This is a genomic window from Rhodanobacter sp. B2A1Ga4, assembly GCF_018101315.1.
GTDB classification, from domain to species: domain Bacteria; phylum Pseudomonadota; class Gammaproteobacteria; order Xanthomonadales; family Rhodanobacteraceae; genus Rhodanobacter; species Rhodanobacter thiooxydans_A.
This window is the reverse complement of record NZ_JADBJR010000001.1, coordinates 160,229-184,404: the sequence shown is the minus strand read 5'-3', so window position 1 is coordinate 184,404 and position 24,176 is coordinate 160,229. Positions and strand designations below refer to the sequence as shown.

General features: G+C 68.4%; 16 protein-coding genes. 3 read left to right on the top strand and 13 right to left on the bottom strand.

Translation table 11 applies throughout. The features are described from left to right. Positions 1-275 precede the first annotated feature (275 nt). From IMW82_RS00825 to IMW82_RS00775, 11 genes are all read right to left on the bottom strand, one after another. Positions 276-1,208, bottom strand: a complete 933-nt coding sequence (locus tag IMW82_RS00825; RefSeq protein WP_108471513.1) for a helicase RepA family protein — start codon at positions 1,206-1,208, stop codon at positions 276-278. A gap of 94 nt (positions 1,209-1,302) precedes the next feature. Further along, a complete protein-coding gene (locus IMW82_RS00820) occupies positions 1,303-1,572 on the bottom strand; it encodes a hypothetical protein (protein ID WP_211003601.1) in 270 nt (89 codons plus the stop codon). Further along, on the bottom strand, positions 1,569-1,793 hold the full coding sequence (locus IMW82_RS00815) for a helix-turn-helix domain-containing protein (RefSeq protein WP_108471515.1): 225 nt from the start codon (positions 1,791-1,793) through the stop codon (positions 1,569-1,571). Before IMW82_RS00815 ends, IMW82_RS00820 begins: the two co-directional genes overlap by 4 nt. After that, entirely contained in the window at positions 1,790-2,008 is a 219-nt protein-coding gene (locus IMW82_RS00810) for a hypothetical protein (RefSeq protein ID WP_108471516.1), read from the bottom strand. Before IMW82_RS00810 ends, IMW82_RS00815 begins: the two co-directional genes overlap by 4 nt. Then, complete coding sequence (locus IMW82_RS00805; RefSeq protein WP_108471517.1) at positions 2,005-2,268, bottom strand: helix-turn-helix domain-containing protein; 264 nt, start codon at positions 2,266-2,268, stop codon at positions 2,005-2,007. The genes IMW82_RS00810 and IMW82_RS00805 overlap by 4 nt, the downstream gene beginning before the upstream one ends. A gap of 73 nt (positions 2,269-2,341) precedes the next feature. Continuing rightward, positions 2,342-3,058: a hypothetical protein gene (locus tag IMW82_RS00800; protein ID WP_108471518.1), complete on the bottom strand. Its 717-nt coding sequence runs from the start codon at positions 3,056-3,058 to the stop codon at positions 2,342-2,344. A 151-nt stretch (positions 3,059-3,209) separates the two neighbouring features. Further along, positions 3,210-3,590: a hypothetical protein gene (locus tag IMW82_RS00795; RefSeq protein ID WP_108471519.1), complete on the bottom strand. Its 381-nt coding sequence runs from the start codon at positions 3,588-3,590 to the stop codon at positions 3,210-3,212. Positions 3,591-3,663: 73 nt separating this feature from the next. Beyond that, on the bottom strand, positions 3,664-4,806 hold the full coding sequence (locus tag IMW82_RS00790) for a tyrosine-type recombinase/integrase (protein ID WP_211003600.1): 1,143 nt from the start codon (positions 4,804-4,806) through the stop codon (positions 3,664-3,666). A gap of 443 nt (positions 4,807-5,249) precedes the next feature. Continuing rightward, positions 5,250-8,978, bottom strand: coding sequence for a diguanylate cyclase (locus IMW82_RS00785; protein ID WP_211003599.1), 3,729 nt, complete (start codon positions 8,976-8,978; stop codon positions 5,250-5,252). Positions 8,979-9,091: 113 nt separating this feature from the next. Further along, positions 9,092-10,369 carry an RNA polymerase sigma factor gene (locus IMW82_RS00780; protein WP_211003598.1) on the bottom strand — a complete coding sequence of 426 codons (1,278 nt, stop codon included), beginning with the start codon at positions 10,367-10,369 and terminating at the stop codon, positions 9,092-9,094. 126 nt (positions 10,370-10,495) lie between these two features. Beyond that, positions 10,496-10,915 carry a YciI family protein gene (locus IMW82_RS00775; protein ID WP_211003597.1) on the bottom strand — a complete coding sequence of 140 codons (420 nt, stop codon included), beginning with the start codon at positions 10,913-10,915 and terminating at the stop codon, positions 10,496-10,498. A 322-nt stretch (positions 10,916-11,237) separates the two neighbouring features. On the opposite strand from IMW82_RS00775, the gene recC reads away from it, so the two are divergent. The 3 genes from recC to recD are packed head-to-tail and all read left to right on the top strand — an operon-like array spanning position 11,238 to position 20,076. After that, positions 11,238-14,693, top strand: a complete 3,456-nt coding sequence (recC, locus tag IMW82_RS00770; RefSeq protein ID WP_211003596.1) for an exodeoxyribonuclease V subunit gamma — start codon at positions 11,238-11,240, stop codon at positions 14,691-14,693. After that, entirely contained in the window at positions 14,690-18,268 is a 3,579-nt protein-coding gene (locus tag IMW82_RS00765; RefSeq protein ID WP_211003595.1) for a UvrD-helicase domain-containing protein, read from the top strand. The genes recC and IMW82_RS00765 overlap by 4 nt, the downstream gene beginning before the upstream one ends. Continuing rightward, positions 18,265-20,076 carry an exodeoxyribonuclease V subunit alpha gene (recD, locus tag IMW82_RS00760; protein ID WP_211003594.1) on the top strand — a complete coding sequence of 604 codons (1,812 nt, stop codon included), beginning with the start codon at positions 18,265-18,267 and terminating at the stop codon, positions 20,074-20,076. Before IMW82_RS00765 ends, recD begins: the two co-directional genes overlap by 4 nt. Before the next feature lie 68 nt (positions 20,077-20,144). On the opposite strand, the gene IMW82_RS00755 is transcribed toward recD, so the two are convergent. Together IMW82_RS00755 and IMW82_RS00750 are read right to left on the bottom strand one after the other, a co-directional pair. Then, entirely contained in the window at positions 20,145-20,555 is a 411-nt protein-coding gene (locus IMW82_RS00755; RefSeq protein ID WP_211003593.1) for a type IV pilin protein, read from the bottom strand. A gap of 45 nt (positions 20,556-20,600) precedes the next feature. Then, positions 20,601-24,176 (bottom strand): PilC/PilY family type IV pilus protein, encoded by a 3,576-nt coding sequence (locus IMW82_RS00750; protein WP_211003592.1) that lies wholly within the window; start codon positions 24,174-24,176, stop codon positions 20,601-20,603.

Genomic DNA, 24,176 nt, shown 5'->3' with positions numbered 1-24,176 from the left:
AGGCAATCACGTCGATCGCGCCGCCTGAATGACCAAAAAAGCTCGAGCACCAGAAATGGCTTAGTGGTGCGGGTTGCGGGGCATTTGGGGCACCGAAACAGGGGTGCCGATAACGCGCAAATGGCGTTCTTATGCGGTTTTTGGCCTCGCGCCACCCCCTAGCTCGGGCGGCCGAGCTGTCCCATGTCCCAAGCTGTCCCACGCGTTTTCGTCCCGCAGGACACACCGTTGTCCCAACCACCCCGGGGTGTATACCCGGGTGGGACGGGACAGGCTCAAGCGGCCTCTTTAAGCCAGCGGGAAGCGGTGCTTCTAGAGATACCTGTTTCCTTCTCGATCTCGCGCAGTGACAAGCCTTTGCGCTTCAGTTCGATCACGTCTGATCGCCGCTTTGATTCGACCAGCGCCCCTGCAGAGTCGTGTAGCGCGAGGCTCGTCTCTTTGATGGTTGAGCCATCGGATTGGGACAGTTCAATATCGACTGAGACACGACGAAGGCACAGTGGCGATGGCTCGGGCCAGTCCTTTGCCTTGGTAACCCGCAACGTGAATTCGGGATCACCCGGCTTGATGACCATTTCACTATCGAGCGCCGCCCTATAGGCGCTGCTGCCGCGTGCCCTGTCCTGGCTGTTTGGATCAAGTCCGGTGTGGTGGACGGTCAGGATGGTCGACTTCCAAGCCGCGCGCAGAACGTCCAACGAGCGAACAAACCGGCCCATATCCTCGGAGCTGTTTTCATTGGCGCCGCCCATTGCACGCGCAACGGTGTCGATGACGATCAGCTCAGGGTCGCAGCCGGATTCGAAAAAGATCTCGTCGGCGATGGCTTTTATCGACTCGATCACGTCGGAAGCCGCGTAGTCATCGCAAAGGAATGGCAACCCGTCCGCCAAGTACAACGGGGCGCCCTCGATCGGGATGCCGTTGTACTTTTCCCACGCGGCGATTCGCTTGCGCAGGCCGGTGCGACCTTCACCAGCAAGATAAAACACAGCACCCTGCTTGACGTTGCGCCCGAACCACGGCGAGCCCGTGGCGACGCGACAAGCCCAATCGATCGCCAGAAACGATTTACAAGCGCCCGATGGGGCAACGAGCCCCGCAGTGGTGTCCTTGACTAGCCACCCGTCGATAAGCCATTCGGTGGCCTTGAATTCGACCCGGTCGGCGCGCTTGAATTGCACAAGGCTGATTCCCTCGCTCATGCGCACCCCGCGTTATAATCTGCCCGCAGCTGCTCTGCTGTAGTTTCTGGATCCGCCGCGGCAGGCACCGCGGCGTTTCCGTTTCTGAGGTCGGTCATTGGCTGCCCCCTTTGCGGATGCGTGCTGCGGCTTCCCGCAGCGCGCCGGCGACCTCAGACGGCAGGGCCGCAGCGAATCGCTCCACGTCTGCGACTGGAACCACCGCCGTAAAGCTCGTCGCGTGGCCGTGGCCGCGGACGACCAGGACATCCTCCAGCGTGCCGTCCGCTTGGCGGGTCAGGCCGATCAACCAGCCACTCGCCGCCGCCACTGCATTGCCCAGCGCAGCGTCGTCGGCGCACTCCACGATCTCGACGGCGATCATGCTGCCACCTCCTGACAGCTCGCCCGCTGCGCTTCGATCCACGCTTGCAGCTGGGTCTTGCTGTAGAGCACGCGGCCGTTGATCGTGAAGTGCGGCGGCCCGATCTTCCTTGAGCGCCAGCGGCGCATGGTGTACTCGGATCGGCGCATCCAATCGGCGGCCTGCTTCGTGGTCAGGTTGTCGTCGGCGACGGATGCCCAGGGAGTGATGGCGGCGTTCATGCGGATTCCCCATCGCGCGCGGCCTGCAGCTCGGCAAACATCTCGGCGAACACCGATTGCATGGCGTCCGCCAAGGCGCCATAGGATCCGCCAGCGCAAAGGAATGCCATCGCTTTTTCTGCCACGCGGGAGGCGAATACTTCACGCTGCGCCTCACTCATGTCGCGCAACAGCGCGGCGGCCTCGGCTCGGCTCAACGGCCTGGGCGCGTTCATGCGGCCTCCCGCATGGCTTCGGCCACGACACGCTGCAGCTCGCTTTCCGCGACCACAACACGGCCGGCAATCTTGAACGTGCGAAGGCGGCCATCCTTGACCATCAGATAGAACGTGCGCCGGCTCACGCCCAGCCGACGCGCGGCGGCGTCGACTTGGTGCACCAGCGGGGAGATGTGGAATTCGCCATCGCGGATGATGACGGGGTGAATCTTGCCCTGTTCTGCGGGGGCGATTGGATCAGACGTAAATGCTTGCATGGACGTGCACCTCTGTATGGGTGACACGTATTGAATAAGCGAATCCCTAACGAAGGTGCGCAGTAAATCGGATTTACTGCGCAGGTTTGCTTCGCTTGGTGATTGCGCGATCGACTTGAGATGTGGTCAGTCCGTATTGCGCCGCATAGTGCTCCACGATGATCCGCTTGGCGTGATTCCGAAAACCCTTTCCCGGTGCCAGACGGTCAAGCCCAAGCTCTTTCAGCAGCAGCTTCGCGTTCGGCAGTATCGCGGCGCGTTCCCCGTCGGGGTCTTTCTCGATAGCCGCGCACGCTGCCACTACTTGTCCATCGAGATCGTTCGGGGCACCGGCTATACGCATGCGAAGCCTGCGCACGGCGAAGTCGGCCAGCTTGTTGGCGTGGATGGCGCGGCCGTCCAGAAGATCGCGGGCAATGACCGCGTAGACATAATCATCCACTGCAAAAGCGATACCCGAATTCAGGATGAAATTGTCTCGTCCTTCGTCCGTTCCATCCCAACCACCGCGCGCCGGCTTGCCACGCCGGTCGTAGGAATTCCCTACAGCGTCCAGCTCAGCGGCCAGCAGGCGCAGCAGCTCGGCCAGCTCCGTCTTGCTCGCCACGCCGACGCGGAGCCGTACACGCGCCGCGGCCTGCTGGCGCTGACCGGTGGCGAGCAAGTGCGCAACCTCGGCCCGGTTTATCTCTGCAGCTTCGTCTTCCGTCAGGTCAAGGTGCACACGCCTCCTCGACGCTTCGGGCGCCACTTGGGCGCCCGTTCCATCCTTGCGATTGCGTCCGGCCATTACCGCGCCACGCGACTCGGACGCAAGCCGAACGCGCGCAGTCCTTTCCGCGAAACAGCATGCGCATCGGCCCATGGCTGCGTCGCCCGCATCAGCCGGCGGAACAGCGCATCCGGATCAGCGGCCTTTTTCCGCTTCGTCGTTTGCTTCGTCATGCTGCAGCCCTCCCATTTATTGCCCGCACGTCCGCATCGCTGGTACGACGCATGGAGTCGGGCTCCATTTCCAGCCCGTTCCGGTACGCACGCAGCCACGATTGCAGCACGGCCAGGTCGCTATCGGGGAGCGTTGCCGCATCGGCCAGGATGTTGCCCAGGCGGTTGCCTTCGGTGCCTGCGGGGCGGTCATCCGGCAGTACATCCGCGCGGATATTCTCGATTGCCTTGCCGAGCAAGTCCGCCACGATGGTAATGGTGTCCTGTTTCGGCTGGATCTCGCTGGTTCCAACGCACGTGAGGATGTCGGCCAGGGCGGCGGCCTTCATCAGTTCGGTCTCAACATCCCAATCGTTCGTTACACTTTCAGTCGCCATGGTGCACCTCGTTGTCAGGTGTTGCTGTGGAAGTCGCCGGCCCGGCGGGTGCATCCGCTGGCGCCGGCGGCGGTTAAATCAGGGCCACGCGGGCGAGGCGGTCGACAGCCGTATCCTTCGCCAAGTGACCATAGTGCTTGTCGATCATGGCCAGGCTCGTGCCCACCATGCGCGCCACTTCTAGCGGCGATAGCCCGCCGGTGATGGCTTCGGTAATGAAGCTGTGGCGCAGCGTGTAGAGGCACACGCCAGGCGGCAGCTCGGCGGACTCCGCGGCCTTCTGCACATGCTCGTTCCATACGTGCTTGTCCCACGCCGCGCCGGCGTTGTCGAACAGCCACGCCTCGGGAAGCTTGCCCTTGCGCATCGCCTTGAACAGCGTGGCCGCCGCCGGCGTCAGGCGAACGCTACGCTTGCCCGTCTTGCCGTCGAACACCATCGTGCCGGTCCGCGGATCGAACTGGCGGCAGCGTGCTCGGCCCAGCTCACCAGGCCGCGCGCCGGTCAGCATGGCGGCCTCGATCAAGTGACGAATGTCCCCTTCGGCAGCCGCCAGCAGCGCGCGGCGCTGGCCCAAGTCCAGAAACAGTTCGCGTCGATCGCTCGCATTGTTCAGCGGCTTGACCAAGCGCCACTCGATTTCACGCTCCGGCGTCACGTTGCGATTGCGTACCGCGAGATTGAGCGCGGCCTTCAATGCGGTCAGCGTGCGATTCACGCTGGCGCGCCCGAGCACCTTGCCGGAATCGTCCGGCTCGGATAGCGCGTCGCGCCATTCGGTGATGCGCTTCGTCGTGATCCGATCCAGCAGGGTCTTACCCACCTCGCTGTCGTAGACCGTGCGCGCGAATCGCTGCTCGGCGTCGATCGCCGTGGCCTCGCCTTTCTCGCTGCGCCGGTCTTGCACGTACTCGCGGCACGCATCGGCCACGGTGACAACCTCAGTGCTACGCACGCCGGCGCGCATGCGCTTGAGCCACGCACGCGCAGCCTTCGTCGCCTCCATGTACGCGTCTGGGTTGTCCTCGTTCACCGCGCCCAGCGGGTGATAGTTCTGCTTGCCGTCCTCGTCACGCCAGCGCGCGATCCAGTTGCCGCCGTGCGCCATGCTGCGGTAGCCGACGAAAAGGCCGCGATCCACAGGCGCGCCCCAATAGGGATCGTTGCGCTGTGGCAGCTTCGCGCGCCCGCTCTTGGACTGGATCCACGCACGCACCTGCGCCAGGGTCGGGGCGCCCTTCTTCGCGCCTTCCGGTGCCGCTGCATCCTTCCTCTTGCGCATGCTTTCGTCCCCACGTGAAAACGACGTGGAAAAACTATAGCACACTTCTACGCACGATGATGCACAACACAGCCAGTCAAATCAGCCACTTAAAAACAGCAATGCTTAATCTTGCACATGCAAAACTGCCTTCACACGGCAGTTGTAGCAAGTTCGATCCTTGCATCGCCCACCACCGATTTCAATGAACAAGGCCGCCTTTCCGGGTGGCCTTGTTCGTTGTGGCCCCATGAAAAGCGCAGCGTGCGTGTAGCAACGGGCACTTCACACGGCAGGTGTCGCAAGTTCGATCCTTGCATCGCCCACCACCGAATCCATCGAACAAGGGCCCGGCATTGCCGGGCCCTTGTTCGTTTCGGCCAGGTGTAGGCATGGCCTCAGGAATGCAGGCTGCCGAGCACGTGCTCGACCAGCAGCGCGAGGAAGGCTTCGCGCTCGCGACGGTAGCCCGGGTCGGACGGGCCGGCCAGGGCCGCCCTGTGCATGGCCTCGTGACTGGCATTCAGCACTGCCAGGTCCATATCGTGCAGGTATTCGCCCGGGCCGCAGCTTACCTGCGCATGCCGGGCCCAGAACGCCGGCTCGGCCGGCAAGGCAATGAGCTGTTCCTCCCAGCGCAACTCGCCGGCGAGTGCGCCCAGCCCGGTTCGCGGCCATGCGGAATCTTGCCCGCATCGGTACCACGCCAGCCAGGCGGGCAATGCATCGGCGGGCATCGGTCGCGCCAGTGCATAGCCTTGGCCGAAATCCGCGCCTAGGATCGTTGCAGCCTCGATCAGGTCGAGCGATTCCAGCCCCTCGACGACCACTTCGAGCCGCAGGTCGTGCCCGATCCGGATCAGCTGACGGATGAAACGCAAGGTACCCAACGGATCCTGCCGGACCTGGCTGACGATCGCCTGGTCGATCTTGATCCGGTCGAACGGCCACTGGCGCAGGCGGATGAGCGAGCTGTAGCCCGCGCCGAGGTCGTCTTCGACCAGGCGCACGCCCAGGGTCTTGAGCGACTGCATGCCCGAGCCTTGCGGCACGGCAGCATGCTCGGTGCCGATCGGCGACTCGAGTATCTCGAACAACAACGCCTGCGCCGCACAGCCGCTGCTGGCGATGACCGCCGCCGCCACCTCGGCATAGCGCGGGTCCTCCAGCGCGGCTGCGGGCGCATTCACCGAGATGTCCAGCGCATGGCCCGCCTGCAACAGCAATTCGCGACAGGCGGCGGCCTGGGCCAGCCCTTGACGGAACAGCACGAGCAAATCGTCCGCGCCCAGCGCGGGAAGAAACCTGGCCGGCGCCAGCAGGTCGCCGTCATCGTCGCGCAACCGCGCCAGCGCCTCGACCTCGGTAACCCGGCCATCGGCAAGTCTGACCAGCGGCTGGTAGTGCATCTGCAGCGCATCGGTCGCGACCGTCGCGCGCCAGCGCTCGCGCACGAAGAACGGCAGCAGCTCGGTGCCCTGGCGCGGCGGCGCCAGGCGCGCCAGGGCGAGGTCCAGCACGGTCTTGATCTGCTCGAGGAATGCCCGCTGGTCTTCGCTGTGAAAGCCGCCGGCGTACGGGCTGTAGACGGTCAGCACCACCGCCGGCTGCAGCGGCGAGGCGCACAGCGGAATAGCCACGTTGGAAACCACCCCGAGACTTAGCGCGATGTCGCGCCAATTCGTCATCGACGGGTCGCTGCCGTAGTGGGCGCAACGCTGGATCCTCGCCGTGCGCCAGGCGCGCCCACTGGGGCCCTGCCCCTCCGACTGATCTGCACCGACCCGGATCGGCACCGCTTTGCCGCTGACCAGCGCATGCAGGTATTCGGCAAAGGCCGTTCCCGCCACCGCCTCGTAGGTCAGCTGGCCCGACGCGTCCGGCCGCCCCGCCGAACAGGCGATGATTTCCTCGTGCGATATCAGGATGTCGGCCACGCCCTGGATCAGTTCCAGGTAGCCTTCGGCCGACCACGCCAGAGCGTTGACCCTGGCCAGCAAGGCCACCCGGCGACGCTGCAGTTCGCGCATGCTTTCAAGCTGCCACTGCCGTTCCATGCCCAGTCGCTGCAGCAGGATCGCCAGCGCACGGCGATCGGTCTGGCCGACGCCGGCCAGCGTGGTCGCCAGAATGTCGCGCAACTGCTCGATCGCTTCCAGCAGCCAGACTTCCTCGAGTCCGCAGGCCGCATGGAACAGGCCGGTTCGGGTTGCCCGGGCGTGGTGGCCGGCCATGTCGAGATCCGCCCGCAGCAGGACCTGCAGATGCTGCAGCTGATGCTCCTCGAACACCTTCACATCCGCGGCCGGAAGCAGGTCCAGCAACCGGGCAATGCCGTCATGCGAACGCAGTCCCGCGCGAAAGCTTTCCACGATGCCGGGCAACCGCGGTTCCCACGCCTTGCTGCAGGCGCCCAGCAGCATGGCGGCTTGTTCACCGTAAGGCGAGGCGGCGGCATCGAGTTCGTCGGCCTGGTCCACCACGCCATCGGGCGACACCAGCGACCACCAGTGCGAGCGGTGCCGCTTGCGCGACTTCACCTGGTACATCGCCTGGTCGGCGCGGCGCAGCAGTTGCTCGCCGGTGGCCTGGGTATCGCTGGCATACAGGGCGATGCCCAGGCTGGCGCCCACGGACATGACCGCGCCTTCGATCGTCATCGGAAACTGCAGAACTTCGCCGATACGCTCCAGCAGCCCGTCGATGTCCTCGGCCGACTCGAGATCCTCGAACACGAGCACGAATTCGTCGCCGCCGAGCCGCGCCACGTAGTCGCTGGTGCGAAGCATCTGGCGGAAACGCTCCGCCATCTCGACCAGCAGGCGATCACCCACGGCATGGCCATGGCGATCGTTGATCGGCTTCAGGTCGTCCAAGTCGAGCAGCCCCACCGCCACCAGTCGCCCGCGCCGCCGGGCATGGGCCAGCACGGTCTCCAGGTGCCGGTCCAGCGCGCGGCGGTTGGGCAGGCCGGTGAGATCGTCGTGCAGGGCCAGGTAGGTCTGCCGCTCCTGTTCCTGCAGCAGGGCATGCCGCTGCGCATGCTGCCGCAACGCCAGCCCGGTCGCGTCGGCAATTTCGTCCAGCAGGCGGCACATCTCGTCGTCGAAGGCGTCCGGCTCGACGGTCAGCACGACGAATACGCCGGCCGGCGTCCGCGCCGCGCCGATCGCGTCGGCCGGGGACGCGAACAGCGGCCAGCAGCCCACCGCACCGGCATGTTTGAGCAGCTCCCGGCGGAAGGCCGTGTCGTCCTGCGGCGCTTCGGATGCATAGCGCCGGATGAACGGCGTACCCCGCATGAAGGCCAGCGTCGGCGCCGGCGCAAGCGGGCCGTCGTCGTGCCGCGGCGGTGGCGGCAGGCCGCGCACGACGTCCGCGATCGGGCCGACCAGGGCCATCCGCCGCAGCATCGGGTCGGCGTCGTCGACGGCGAACACGTCGACGGCGGCCGCGCCGGCGATCTCGGCCAGCGCCCGGGCCAGCGTGCGGTAGACCGACTCCGGGTCGGGCTGTTCGAGCAAGGCGCGCTGGATCGTGCGCTGCGCATCGCGATAGCGGCTCATCCGCACGCTGCGCTCCAGCAGCAGCTGGTGGTCCCAGAACCGGCTCAGTTCGTCGACCAGCCGCTGTGCCCAGTCGAGCAACTCCCCGCTCAGGCTGGGACCGTCGTCGCGGGAGTAGGCGGCCAGCGCCAGCTGGCCATCGTCGCGCGTCCTCGACACGGCCACGATGCACGATCCGAAACCGTGCCGCCGCGCGGCGTCGCGCCATGGCGCGAACTCCGGCGCATCGACCGAGGTGGCCCGCGCCCGTTCCTGGCGCAACACCATGCCCACCGGCCCGCCCCCGCCGGGGGCGGATTCGTCTGCGCTGAGATGCAGTGCGGACGCGTAAATCGCAGCGGGCCCCGCCGCCGCCAGGACCTCGACGCCGTCGTGCGCCGGTTCGCGCCGGCCGATCCATACCAGCGGAAGATCCATGGTCGAGGCCAGGATGCCCGCGATCGTGACCATGATCAGGCGGCGGTCGCGATCCGGCGTCGCATGCAGCAGCGCAAGGGTCTCCGCCACGCTCCGGTAGAAGCGTTCGCGCAGTTCGCCACGTGCCTGCTCCTGGCTGTTCATCCGCTTGCGAATCCCCCCGAACGAACCGACGGTGCATCGACCGTGGTCCTACTTCATCACGGGAGCACGCATTAATCCATCATCCGTCGTGCTGCCGTGCACGACGGCGTCGTTCACCCGGCCGGCGCATCCTCCGCGCACGTCCGGGCGCGCTTGCGCATCAGCTCGCGCTCGCGACGGTTCATCGCCAGCCCGGCAGCCCGCTCGAACTCCCGGCGCGCTTCGTCGACACGGCCCAGCCGGGCCAGCAGGTCGCCGCGCACCGCAGGAAACAGGTGGTAGCGCCGCAAGCCCGGCTCCCCGGCCAGCGCGTCGACCAGCTCCAAGCCCGCTGCCGCACCATCCGCCATGCCCACGGCCACCGCGCGATTGAGTTCGACGACCGGTGACGGCATCACCCGGGCCAATGTCGCGTACAGCGCGGCGATGCCCGGCCAGTCGGTCGCCGCACCGGTCGGCGCGCGCGCGTGGCAGGCGGCGATCGCGGCCTGCAGCGCATACGGGCCGAACGCGCCGCCCAGCTTCCCGGCCCGCTCCAGCGCGGCCAGGCCGCGGCGGATCAGCAGCCGGTCCCACAAGGCCCGATCCTGTTCCAGCAGCAAAATCGGCTCGCCGTGCGCGTCCACCCGTGCGCGCGAACGCGAAGCCTGCAGCTCCATCAGCGCCACCAGGCCGTGCACCTCGGGTTCGCGCGGCATCAGCCCGGCCAGCACCCGGCCCAGGCGCAAGGCGTCCTCGCACAGCGCCGGGCGCATCCAGTCGTCGCCGGCGGTGGCCGAGTAGCCCTCGTTGAAGATCAGGTAGATCACCCCGAGCACCGAGGAAAGGCGCGTGGCAATTTCCTCGCCGCGGGGCACCTCGTAGGCCACCGCTGCCTTGGCCAGGCTGCGCTTGGCGCGCACGATGCGCTGCGCGATGGTCGGCTCGGGCACCAGGAAGGCGCGCGCGATCTCCTCCGTGGTCAGGCCGCCGAGCAGGCGCAGGGTCAGCGCCACGCGCGCCTCCATCGACAGCAGCGGGTGGCAGGCGGTGAAGATCAGCCGCAGCAGGTCGTCGCCGAACGGGTCGTCCAGCGCCGCCTCGTCGGCAGCCCTTGCCTGTTCCTGCTCGTGTTCCAACTCATGCATCAGCTGCTCGTGCTTGCGTTCGAGCAGCTTGCTGCGACGCAGCCGGTCGATCGCGCGATGCTTCGCGGTGGTCATCAGCCACGCGCCGGGGTTGTCCGGCACGCCGCTCTGCGGCCACTGCTCCAGCGCCACCACCAGCGCATCCTGCGCCAGCTCCTCGGCCAGGCCGACGTCGCGCAGCATGCGCGCGAGGCCAGCGATCAACCGGGCCGATTCGATCCGCCAGACAGCGTCGATGGTGCGATGGGTGTCGGTCGTGCTCATGGCGACCGATCACAGCATCCCCACCCCACCGGCGCAAGGCCGGAAGTCACGCCTGCGCCCGGCTCCCGGCACGCATCACGCAAGACGTGGCCGCAGATCCTGCGCCGAACCGGCCCGCAGTGCGGTTCACGATTTCGCCGCGAGCTGCGCGCGCAGCCGTTCCTCCTGCTCGCGCAATTCGGGGGTGAGTTCGGCGCCGAAATCCTCGGCCTCGAACACCTGGCGGATCTCGATCTCGGCATCGTCGTCGAACGGCGCGCGCTTGAGCCATTCGACCGCTTCGGCCATCGATTGCACCTGCCACAACCAGAAGCCGGCGATCAGTTCCTTCGTCTCGGCAAACGGCCCGTCGATCACCGTGCGCGTGCGGCCGGAGAACTTCACCCGCACGCCCTTCGAACTGGGCTGCAAACCCTCGCCCTCCAGCATGACGCCGGCCTTCACCAGTTCCTCGTTGTAGCGGCCCATCGCGGCCAGCAACGGCTCGCCGGGCATCACGCCGGCTTCCGAGTCGCGGGTCGCCTTCACTATCACCATGCAGCGCATCGTCGTGTCTCCTTCGGATGGATGGGAGCCAGGCAGGCCAACCCCGGCACTATCCGGACGACGAACGGCAGCCCGGCAAATCGACACGGCCCGGCGTGCTCCCTCCCCTGCGAAGCAGGGGAGGGTTGGGGAGGGGTCGCTCTTGATCTGATCCTGAAGTCAAAAGCTTTACCCCCTCCCAACCTCCCCCTGCATGCAGGGGGAGGAGCAAAGCCACTGCACTCCCTCGCCGCAACGCGCGCCGCCAAACGAAACCACAATCGCAAACGATGAGTCGCGGCTCGGTATGCTGTGCAGGTTGCGTCGATCGGGACAGGAAGGCATGAGGGACAACCCAGGCGGACTGATCGTCCACCGCGGCAGCCGCACCGAACGGCTGGCCGACGCGCTGGCGCTGCAGCTGGAAGCGCAGCGGCCGGCCAATCCGCTGGCCGCGCAGACCGTGGTGGTGGCGCACCCGGGGCTGCGGCGCTGGCTGCTCGGCCACCTGGCGCAGCGCAGCGGGCCGCACGGCGGCCACGGCATCGCCGCCAACATCGAGATGATCCTGCCGTGGCAATGGTTCGAGCGCGCGGCGCGCCGGGCGCTGGGCGACGAGGCACTGATCGGCGGTGCCTACCGGCACGAGCTGTTGCGCTGGCGCCTGCTGATGGCGCTGCCCGCGCTGAAGGCACCGGAAGTGGCGGCCTACCTGGCCGGCGACGACGCGGCACGGCGCGGTTTCCAGCTCGCCGAGCACCTGGCCGGCCTGTACACCCAGTACCTGATCTACCGGCCGGACTGGGTGCTCGACTGGGAACAGCACCCCGCGCGGCATGCCGGCGACTGGCAGGCCGTACTGTGGCAACGGCTGCGCGCCGCCATCCCGCGGCCGCACCGCGCGCAGCGCAGCGCCGCCCTGCTGGAAGCACTGCGCGCCGGCGACGCCGTGGCCGGCGACCCGCCGCTGCACGTGTTCGGCGTCAGCCACCTGCCGCCAGACGTGCTGGCAGCGCTGCAGGCCACCGCGCTGCACGCGCCGGTGCACCTGTACTTCCCCGACCCCTGCCGCGAGCACTGGGTCTACCTGCGCAAGCAACGTTTCCTGCTCACCCATGCGGACGATCCGGAGGCGCTGTACTACGAGGTCGGCCACCCGCTGCTGGTGGCGCTCGGCCGCATCGCGCAGGATTTCTGCCTGACCCTGGACGAGTGCGACGCGCTCGACGAGCGCGACCCGCTCGACGAGGCCGAGCCGCTCGACGACGCCACCGCGCTGCTCGCCCGGCTGCAGTCGAGCATCCGCTGCCTGCAGCCGGAACTGGTCGGTGCGCCGATCCGTGCGCAACAAGCGGACGGGGTTGCGCTGGACGACATCCTGCCCGCGCTGCGCCACGACGCCAGCCTGCGCGTGCACGTCTGCCATACCCGCCTGCGCGAACTGGAAGTGCTGAAGAACGCCCTGCTGCGCTGCCTCGCCGACGACCCGACCCTGCAGCACCGCGACATCGTGGTGATGGCGCCGGACATCGGCGCCTACGCGCCGTACCTCGCCGCGGTGTTCGGCGAACCGGCGCAGTACCGGCACGACCCGCTGCACCTGCCCTGGCACCTGGCCGATGTCGGGCTGGCGCATGCGCACCCGCTGATGAGCGCGTTCGCGCAGCTGCTGGACCTGGCCGAAAGCCGCTTCACGGTCAGCGAGGTGCTGGACTTCCTCGACGTGCCGGCAGTGGCGCGGCGCTTCGCGCTCGACGCCAGCGCGCGCGACGCGCTGGAACGCTGGCTGCGCCGCGCCCGCGTGGCGTGGGGGCTGGACGCCGCGATGAAGGCCGAGGCCGGTGCGGCGGCGGTCGACACGAACTCGTGGCAGTTCGGCCTCGACCGCATGTACGCCGGGCTGATCGCGGGCCAGGATGCCGGCGACGGCCTGCTCGACGGCATCCTGCCCATGGAAGGCGTCGCCGGCAACGCGGTGGAGGCGCTGGGCCAACTCGACCGCCTGCTCGGCGAGCTGCGCCAACTGCGCCACGCCTTCGCCGGCGCGCGCCCGCTGGCCGCATGGAGCGAGTGGCTGCTGGAGCGGCTTGACGCGCTGTTCCTCGCCGACCCGCGTGACGCCGCCGAACAGAACGCGCTCGACGCCCTGCGCCGGCTCGTCGCCGGCCTCGCCGGCCAGGCCGCCGAGGCCGGCATCGATACGCCGCTGCCGTGGAGCGTGGTGCGCGAGGCGCTGCGCGGCGCGCTCGAAGCAGTGCCGGAACGCCAGGCCTTCCTGCTCGGCGGGGTGACCTTCTGCGGGCTGGTGCCGCAGCGCTCGATCCCGTTCCGCGTGGTCTGCCTGCTCGGCATGAACGAGGGCGAGTTCCCGCGCCCCGGCCACGACGCCGGCCTCAACCAGATCCTCGCCCAGCCGCGCCGCGGCGACCGCGACACGCGCAGCGAGGACCGCTACCTGTTCCTGGAAGCGCTGATGTCGGCGCGCGACGCGCTGCACGTCAGCTACGTCGGCGAAGGCGTGCGCGACGGCAAGCCGCGCAACCCCGCCGCACCGCTGGCCGAGCTGCTGCAGTTCCTCGACGAACAGCACGGCCTCGCCGGTGACGCAACAGCTGAGCGGCCGTGGCGCGTGCGTCACCCGCTGCAGCCGTTCGACGCGCGCTACTACGAGCGCGACGCGCAAGGCCGGCCCCGCCACGATCCGCGGCTGTTCTCGTACGAGCCAGCGTTCCTCGCCACCGCATCGATCAGCGCCGGCACGCCGCCCTTCCTCGACGCGCCGGCGACCACGCCGGAAACCGTGGCCGGCGAGATCACCCTCGGCACGCTCAGGCGCTTCTGGCGCGACCCCGCGCGGGACGCCCTGCTGCGCGGCCAGGGCATCAGCCTGCAGGCACTGGATGATCGCGGCTGGCCGGATCGCGAGCCGCTGGAAACGCCGCTGGACAAAATCGAACGGGTCGATCATCGCCTGCTGTTCGACGCGCTCGCCGCCGGCCGCGCCGAACTGCCTGCCGAACCGCCGGCCTGGCTCGCCCGCTCCGGCATGCTGGCCGGCGGCGCGATCGGCGAGCGGGCCTGGACGCAACTGCGCGACGCACTGCGCCCCCTGCTGGCGCAGGCGCATCCGCTGTTCGCTGGCGGCGGCGCGCAGGCGCACGCACAAGCCATCGACCTCGACCTCGGTGACGGCCTGCACCTGACCGGCACGGTCGACCGTGTATTCCGCGGCGCCGACGGCAAGCTGCTGTGGTTCGACGCCCGCCCGGGGCGCGCCGCCAACCTGAAGGACCTGCTGGACTTCTACCTCGACTGGGCCTGCCTGCAACTGGCCCGTGCCCGCGACGGCGCGCCCCTGCAGGCCACGCTGCTCGAGCAGGTCCGGCGCACGCAGGGCGGCAGCAGCGTGCTGGTGGCCCAGGCGACGGGCATGCTCGATACCATCCGCGCGCAGGACGGTGAGCAGTTGCGCCACGGCCTGCGCCGCCTGGTCGAGGCGTATCGGGCTGCCGCACAGCGGCCGCTGCTGTTCTTCCCGCGCACCGCGCAGGCATGGGCCGGCAACGAGCCGAAGGACCGCCTCGCCAAAGCGGCTGCGGCGTGGGAAGGCGACGGCTTCAACCCCGGCGAACGCGACTACGCGCCTGGCTACGCAGCCCTGCTCAGCCGCGGCCTGGAGCTGTTCGACGAGGCCAGCCCCGCCCATCGCGCCTTCGTCGCCGCCACCGAACTAGTCTGCGGCGTGCTCGATCCGCAGCGCACGACCTTGATGAAACTCACGCAGGACACCCAGCCATGACCGCCGCCGCCCTGCCCCCGCTCGACTGGCGCGCCATGCCGCTGCACGGGCGCGTGCTGATCGAGGCCAGCGCCGGCACCGGCAAGACCTGGAACATCGGCGTGATCTACCTGCGCCTGCTGCTCGAACGCGGACTGCGGGTGGAGCAGATCCTGGTGACCACCTTCACCGACGCCGCCGCGCAGGAACTGCGCGAGCGCCTGCGCCGCCGCCTGGTCGAAGCCGAGCGCCTGCTCGAAGCCGTGGCGCGCGACGCGACCAGCGTCGATCCACTGGAAAGCTGGCTGGCCGCACTGTGCCCCGACGCGGACAGCACTCGCCTCGCGCTGCGCCGGATCCAGCTCGCTCGCAGCGACCTCGACCGCGCGCCGGTGTCGACCATCCACGCGCTGTGCCAGCGCATACAGCGCGACTACCCGCTGCAGAGCGGCGCCGCGTTCGCCGACGACCAGCTGTTCGACGAGCAGCAGCTGATGCGCGAATGCGTGGAGGACTTCTGGCGCCGCCGCTACCTCGCTGGCGCGGTCGACCCACGTGAAGCCGAGCTGCTGCTGAAGGACGGGCCGGAAGGCCTGCTGCGCGACCTCGGCGGGCTGGCCAACAGCACCGACGCACGGATCGAGGCCGGTGGCCTGGCCGAAGTCGATCACGCACTCGCTACGCTGCGCAGCGACGACAGCATCGCCGAACTGCAGCGGCTGGCGGACGACGCCACGCTGTACAAGCGGGCCAACGCGGCATTGCGCAGCCGGCTGGGCGAGATCGCTCAGGCGCTGCGCGACGGCGACGAAGCACAACTGACCAAATCGATCAGCGAGGTGTTCGAGCCGGAAAAACTGCTGGCCCAGGCCGCTGCCAGCCGCGCCGGCGAACTCGCCGCGCATCCGCTGATCCGTGCCCTGCAGGCGTTACGCCCGCTGCTCGGGATGCGCGACATCCTCGTGCGCGGCGCCGTGCTCGCCGACGCCGCGCAAACTTGCCGCGAGGAAATGCCGCGCCGCGCGCGCCAGCGCCACGTGCTGACCTTCTCCATGCTGATCGACGCGGTGTACCAGCGACTGTGCGGCGAGGCAGCCGACGCGGTGCTGGCCGACCGCCTGTTCGACGCCTTTCCGGTCGCCCTGATCGACGAGTTCCAGGACACCGACCAGCGCCAGTTCGCGATCTTCGAGCGAATCTACCGCGAGCGCGGCACGCTGGTGATGATCGGCGACCCCAAGCAGGCCATCTACAGTTTCCGCGGCGGCGACATCGCCGCCTACCTGCGCGCCAGCGAGCAAGCCGGCCAGCGCTTCTCGCTGGGCACCAACCATCGCTCCAGCCGCGCCCTGGTCGAGGCGCTGAACGCCTGGTACGGCCACACCGAAGGCGGCTTCGGCCAGCTGCCGATCCGCTACCAGCCGGTCGCACCGGCCGGCAAGGCGGACGAGCAGCCGTACACCGTCGATGGCCAGCCGGTGACACAGCCGCTGGTGTTCCACCCGTTCCGCGGCGACGCCGAGAAAAACGGCAAGCCGCTGAACGCCCTCGGCGACCTCGAGGCGCTGGCGCTGGAGGACTGCGCCAACCGCATCGCCGAGCTGCTCAACGACCCGCACCAGGCGATCGGCGGCCGCCCGGTGACGCCCGGCGACATCGCCGTGCTGCTGTCCACCAACAAGCAGGTCGTGGCGCTGCGCCAGCGGCTGGTGGCGCGCGGCGTACCCTGCGTGGGCAGCGGCCGCGGCAACATCTTCGCCGGCGAGGTCGCGCGCGAGCTGGAACTGGTGTTGTTCGCCGTGCTGCATGCCGACGACGACCAGGCCGTGCGCGGCGCGCTGGCCACCACCTTGCTCGGCGCCACGCTGGCACAATTCCACGCGTGGCAGGCGCAACCCGCCGCGTTCGAGCGCGAGCTGGAACGCTTCGAGGCGTGGCGCGCGTTGGTGCGCAACCGCGGCGTGCTGGCCCTGATCAGCGAACTGCTGGCCGCGCGCGCCACCGCCTTGCTGGCGCAGCCGGAAGGCGAGCGCATGCTCACCGACCTGCGCCACCTCGGCGAACTGCTCGCTGCGGAGGAAAGCTCGCGCCAGGGACTGGACGGCCTGTACGCGTGGCTGCAGGAGATGCGCCGCGAAGGCAGCGACGGCGACGCCGAGGCGGCCGACGAGCGCCAGCTGCGCATCGAGAGCGACGCCCGCCGCGTGCAACTTCTGACCATCCACGCCAGCAAGGGGTTGGAGTTCCCCATCGTGTTCCTGCCGCTGGCATGGCGCATCCGCAGCCAAAGCGGCAGCTATGCGCCGAAGCTGCTGCGCTACCACGACGCCGCCGGCCAGCGCTGCGTGGACCTGGGCTCGGCGCATTTCGTCGAACACCGCGACCGCCATTTCCGCGAGGAACTGGATGAGCGCCTGCGCCTGCTCTACGTAGCACTGACCCGCGCTGTGCACGCCGTGCACGTGTACTGGGTCGATCGTGGCCTGCAGCCCGGCGACGATGCGCCGGCGTGGGAGTGGGCCGCGATCGACCTGCTGCTCGGCCAGGCCCAGCGGACGCTGGAGCTGCCCGCGGGCGAAGCCTCGCTCGATGCCATGGCGACGGCGCTCGGCGGCACGTGCCTGGCTGCGCCATTCGCCGGCACTTTCACCCGCTACCGCCCGCCGGGCGAAACCCCGGCACCGCGCGCCACGCAGGCGCCACTGCCGCTGCTGCGGCCGTTCCAGTGGCTGCACAGCTTCAGCGGGTTGACCCGCCACGCTGCCGCGGCACTGGTCGACGACAGCGGCGGCGCCGACGAAGCCGGCGCGGAAGAACTGGCGATCGAGGCGGACGAGGCCGTCGAAGACAGCCGCCTGCTCGCGCTGTACCCGCTGCGCGGCCCACGCTTCGGCGACGCCGTGCACCAGGTGTTCGAGCTGGCGCAGCCCGGCCCGCTCTGGCCCGGGCAGCGCCCGCTGCTGCACCGCCAGCTCGGCGCGCAGGCGGTCGCCGCGCCGCACCTCGCCAACGAGGAAGCGCTCGAACGCGTGGGCCGGATGATCGACCGCGCGCGCCAGGCCGATCTGGGTGACGGCCTGCGCCTGATCGACCTCGCACCGGACCAGCGCATCGCCGAGTTCGAGTTCCAGTTCCCGGTGCATCAGGTACCGCTGGCGACACTACGCCGGATCTGCGCGGCCCACGGCCACCCTGAGGTGATTCCGGCCAGCCTGGACGCCACCACGCTGAACGGCATGCTGACCGGCTTCGCCGACCTGATCTTCGCCCGCGACGGCCGCTTCCACGTGCTCGACTACAAGACCAACTGGCTCGGCGCGCGGCTGGGCGACTACCGGGGCGACTCGCTCACGGCCGCGATGGCCGGGCACCACTACCCGCTGCAGGCGCTGCTCTACACCGTGGCACTGCACCGCTACCTGCGCCAGCGCATGGACGGCTATACGGCCGAACGCCAGCTCGGCGAAAGCTGGTACCTGTTCGTGCGCGCACTGGGACTGGCGCCGGGGCTGGGCGTATGGCGCCGGCGCTGGCCGGCGGCGCTGATCGAAGCGCTCGACGATGCCTTCGCCGGCGCGCAGGAGGCCGCGGCATGAACCTCCCGCTGACCCACGCCGTCGACGCCGACGAGCGCGCGATCGACCAGACCCTGGCGCAATGGGTACTCGGGCGCACCGGCTCCGCCCTGCTCGCCGCCGCCGTACGCGCGGCCAGCCGCGCCGAAGGCCACGGCCATTCCTGCGCCGCGCTGGCCGATCCGGATACCGGCGCCGGCCTCGATGCCGACGCGCTGGATGCGCTGCGCCGGCACGACTGGGTCGGCGACGGCAGCTCGTTCACCCCGTTCGTGCTCGATGCGCAGGGGCGCTTCTACCTGTGGCGCAACTGGCAGCACGAGGCGAAGCTCGCCGAGGCGATCCTGCGGCGCTGCGCACAACGCACGCTGCCGCTCGCCGGCGACACCCTCGCTGACGACCTGGAGGTGCTGTTTGCCGACATGCCACCCGGTCCCACCGACGGGCAGCGCGCCGCCGTGGCCGCGGTGCCCGGCGCGCACTTCTTCGTGCTCACCGGCGGTCCCGGCACCGGCAAGACCACCACCGTGGTGCGCATGCTGCTGATGCTGCTGCGCCACGCGCAGGCCTGCGGCTTGCCGGCGCAGCCGTCGATCGCGCTGGCCGCACCCACCGGCAAGGCTGCCCAGCGGCTGGCGCAGGCCATCGCCAGGGGCAAGGCCGAACTGCAGGCCAGCCTGCCGGACACCGGCTTTCACGACCTCGTGCCGCATATCCCGCACGCCGAAGCGCGCACGCTGCACCGCCTGCTCGGCTACCGGCCGCTGGACGGCAGCTTCGGCCACGGCCCGCACAATCCGCTGGCCGAGGACATCGTGGTGGTGGACGAGGCGTCGATGGTGGACCTGGCGATGATGCGCCAGCTGCTGCAGGCGCTGCGCCCCGCGGCGGTGCTGATCCTGCTCGGCGATCCGGGGCAACTGGCCTCGGTCGATGCCGGTTCGGTGCTGGCCGACATCGTCGCCGCCGCACCGCGCCAGCGACTGCCGCCGCTGCTGCAGCAGGTACCCGATGTCGCCGCCGGCGATGCCCCGCTGGCCGGCCAGGTACTCACGCTGACCCATAGCTGGCGCGCCGGCAGCGGCTTGCAGCGCGGCGTCGAGGCGCTGCGCGACGCGCCCGACCCAGCCTGGCTGGACACGCTGCTGGAGCAGCGCCGCGACGGCGACCTGCACCTGCGCCACTGCCCCAACCTGCACGCCCTGCGCGTCTGCGTGGACGGCTGGATCGAGCGCCACGCCGGGCTGCTGCAGTCGCTGCTGGCACCGGCCAGCGACGCCGCCGAAGCGCTGCAGCGACTGCGCCAGCTGCAGATCCTGTGCGCACTGCGCGACGGTCCGTTCGGCGCGCAGGGCCTCAACGAGCTGATGCTGCCCAGGCTCGCCGTGCGCTTCGGCCTCGACACCGGCCGCGCCTGGTACCACGGCCGCCCCGTCATCGTCACCCGCAACGACTACGCCCGCGGCCTGTTCAACGGCGATGTCGGCATCGCGCTGGAAGGAGCGGAAGGGCTGCGCGTGTGGTTCGAACTCAGCGACCGCGACGGCAATGCCGGCCTGCGCAGCTACTCGCCACGCGCGCTGCCCGCCCACGACAGTGCCTGGGCGATCACCATCCATCGCAGTCAGGGTTCCGAATACCGCGACGTGGCCGTGCTGCTGCCGCCGGACACCGACAACCGCATCCTCACCCGCGAACTGGTCTACACCGCCATCTCGCGCGCGAAAGACCACGCCGAGATCTGGAGCACCGACGACGCGCTGCGTGCTGCGCTGGCTCGCCCGATCCGGCGGCTGGGCGGCTTGCGCGAGCGGTTGCTGCAGCCATGAAACAACGCCCACCGAACCGCCGCCTGGCCCCGAAGGCCAGGCGGTGATTCAACGCAAGCGCGATGGCATCACCAGCAACCGGCCGTGGAAGGGCCGCGCGTGCCGGTCTGGCTGATCGAGAGCGTACCGCACTGGGTGTCGCGGGTCAGCTGGGCGTTGATCGGCGTGGCGGTGATGCTGTACGCCGCCGTCGTCGCCGATGCCACGCCGTACTGGTAGTTGGCGCCGGTGCGCTGTGCGCTGGCGCAATCCAGCCCCGGCAAGGCCGCGCCCTTGTAGCTGAGGTTGGTGGTGTAGTACCGCTCCATGTAGTTGGCATGCTCCGACAGGCAACCCTCCGCCGCCGCGCGTTTGGTCCTGGTGATGTAGCTGGTGTACGCGGGCAAGGCGATCGCGGCCAGGATCGCGATGATCGCCACCACGATCATCAGTTCGATCAGGGTGAAGCCGGCACCCCGACGCCTGCGCAGGGCTGCCATCGCATTACTTCCAGCCGGTGAGAGTCGCTTCATCGCTCCATTCCTTTACTTGTTGATCAGCTCGCGCCACGACACCCGCTGGATGCTGCCGGTCGAACCCGAAGTGGTGATGCTGCTGTTTGAGCCGTTGTCGAAACTGACCAGCATGCTGCCGCCGACGAAGATCGGATTGTTGGGCAGCGAGCTGAAGCCGATGCCGGCTGCCGGGTAGCTCTTGTCGCCAACGGCAACCGTGTCCGACGCATTCACCAGGCCGTCGCCGTTGACGTCGAAGAAGTTGCCGGATGGATTGGTGCCGGTGAACGGGTTGATTGCCATGATCCAGCCGCTGCCGGACGGATTGCATATGTCGGTGGCCTGCGGAATCCGCGTAGTGCCGAGCAGCAGGTTGCCCTGGAACTGGTTGGAGGTCACCATCCGCTCGCCCTGGGCGACGTTGGCGCCGCCCGTCCCGGTCGGCGACAGCAGGTCCATGTACCAGCCCGACTTGCCGGTCATGTCGGACGAGGTCGGCGTGGGCGTCACCGCTCGTGCCGGCAATACCGGCGGCGTTGCGCCGGGGTTGCCGGCGGTCTCCGCCACGATGGCGCGCTGCACGAGGTCGCTGGTGCGGGTCATGCTGGAGGTGATCACCGGGCTGTTGGTGGCATTGGTGGTCTGCACGATCAGGCCGTACCAGCTCTGGGTGGCCGCATTGGTGAGGTCGCCCGTGCTCAGATACTGGCCGGTGCCGAAGAACACCCAGGTGTTGCCGCTTGCCGGATCCCGGCCTACCAGCATGCCGCCGGTGATCGGCTGCAGGTTGCTGGAGCTGTCCCTGGCCACGAACAGCAGGCTGCCGGTGCTGCCCGGCGTACTGGTGCTCGTGCTGCTGCCGGTGTTGAGCGTGAACGACCATACGTTGCCGTGAAGGTCGCCGGCATAGGCCACCGTGCTGACGCCGGTACCCGCCGGATCCATCCACACACCCGGAGCTGCAAGACCGTTGTCGGCGGTGGTGTCGGTGGTCGCGTGCACGCTGAGCGCACCCGTGGCGAGATCGAACTGCAGCAGGGCCGACACGCCGGCCGTGCTGTTGTAGCCGTTGCCGATCAACACCGACCAGGTGCTGTCCGCCGTTTGTGCAACCACCGGCTTACCGGACATCTGGCCAATGTAGTTGCTGTTGGTCTTGCCATCAGCAGCGGAACGCTCCCACAGGAACGCAATCTTGGTCGGGTCGGTGATGTCGAATGCATAGACCGCCCTGGCCAGGCCGCGACCGGTGGTGCCCACCAGCACGGTCTTCCATGCACTGCCCAGGTAGACATCCGCCACGGTCAGTTCGCCGTCGTTGAAATACTGGTGCGGCGCGCTGCTCGTGGTGCCGTAGTCGGGGCTGGACAACTGGCTGAGGCCGACCAGCCCGCCGGCACTGCCGGCGGTGAGTGCGGCGCCCGGGATGAAGGCGAACTTCTCCGTGCCGGTGGTGGCGTCGAAGCCGTGCAGCATGCCATCGTTGGCGGCGACGTAGATCAGCCCGGCACGCGAGGCGGCGGTGCTGGGCGTGAAATTGCCCTGGTTGTCGGTCGTGCCGCTGGCGAAAGCCAGGTACGTCGATGAACCCGTGAACGTCTGGTTGGCGAACAGGTTCGGGTCGGGCGCCCCTACGTAGACCGGCTGCGAATCGACGATGTCGCCCAGCGGCGTGTCGCGGTTGCGGTAGGTGCCACCGGCATTTTTCTGTTCCAGCGTGGCATCGCCGCGCAGGTAGTTGACCATGCTCGCCTGGGTGGCCGCGGTACTGCCCAGTGCGCTGAGTTGCGCGGTGGACAACGCCGGCGGCACGCTGCCGGCACTGTTCTGGAATACCACATACGGGGAGGTCTTTCCGGTTGCCGCGGGGTTGTAGGTCCAGATGTTCCGGCTGGCCGCCGCCGGCAGCGAGCCGGCCGCGGTCCAGGTCGGTGTTGCGGCGATCGCCCCGGTGTTGGGGTCCACCACCAGTGCCTTCAGGTCGCCCTTCCACTTCGCGGTGTAGTAGTTGGCCTGGTACGCCACCGTGCCGGTTTTCAACTGGGTCGAGTTGGCCGCCAGGCTGGCGCCGGTACCGACACGTTCGGAGGCACGCTTCAGCGCATCCTTCAGGCCGCTGGCAAATGCCTCGGGGCTGGTGGCGGAATAGAAACCGCCGTGGCCGTCAACGGCAGCATGGGCCAGGTCGGCGATGTTGTTCTGGCTGTCGGAACTAGGCGTCGGCCAGCTGAAATTGGCAATCGGCGCACCGCCATTGGCCCACTTGAAAATCTGGTCCACCGTCGTACCCGTTGGCTTTATGCCGGTGGGCGCAAATCCCATGCCCAGGGTGAACGTGGTCATGTGCTGCCAGAAGGCCGGATCTTCCGTGCTGGTCGGCACCTCGTTGGGCGTGCTGCCGCGCAAGTCGGTCACCCAGTATTTCATTGCCACGTCGGCCAGCGTGTCCGAGGTGCTGTCCGAATACGGCGCAGCCGGCGTGTAGGTATAGGTCTGGTTATTGCTGCCGCTCAGCGTCGCCGCGGTGTTGTCCACATTGCCGACATTGCCGGGCGTACTGCCATTCCAGAAACCGTCGGTGGTCAGGATGCTGTACGACTGCCGGCAGGCGAGCTCGGTGTTGGTGCCGCTGACGTATCCGGACTCGCCAGCCAAGGTCAGCCAGGGTTGCTGGGTGCCGTAGTATTTTCCCACGGCGTCCAGTGCACCCCGCAGCGGCGTCCAGCTCGTGGGCTTCGTATCCGCCAGCCAGCTCCACAGCCTGCTTTTTTGCGTGCCGCTGGTGCCATCGCCAAATGGCTTTACCAGCGCGATACCCGTTTGGTACGTATCCCCATGCGCAGTAGTGGTGAAGGCATAGTAATCGTCCCCCAGGGAACTCTTGCCCGCATTGCTGCCGCCGATGGACCCGAAGCCCACGCGAAAACTCGACTCCACTGCGGAAAACGCGCTCATTACGCCGCTTTTGGCCATCAGTATGCGCGTGCGGTAATACGAGAACCAGTTGGCGACATTCTGCTGCGTGGCACTGCTGTCATCGCAGACAGCCTGGCTCGCCGAGGGCAACAACGCGCAGTCGCCGCTCTGTCCGACGTAGTGCGGCGTGTTGCTGCTGCCCGTGGTGTAGGTGAAAAAGTACTTGTAGATATAGGTGCCGGCGCTGGCAACCAGGAACCTCGTGTAGTAATTGAAGCTGCCCTTGAACTGGGTCACATCGATCGTGCTGGTATCGCGAAAGCCGTCCTTGTAGGCACCGGTGATACTCGGCGAGTCTGGATACGACGTGCCATCGGCCCTGGGCGGTGGGGCATAGATCACGGCCGGGTTGTAATACACGCCGTTGATGCCTGAATTGCGATAGCCGCCAAGGCTCGTATCGCTCAGATCATCCGGCATGTAGTCATTACCCATCGACCCCGAATCGTCCAGCATCAGTACGACGTTCGGCGGCAGCGGTTTCTGGATGATCAGTGGTACCTGGTCGACGGGGACCGTGGCCAGCGCAGGCGAGCAGGCGACGCCCAGCATCCACACGGACAGGCCGGCCGACAGTACCCGGCCAAGGGAACAGCCGGACCTGCGATGCGGACGGGAGGTGATGTTCAT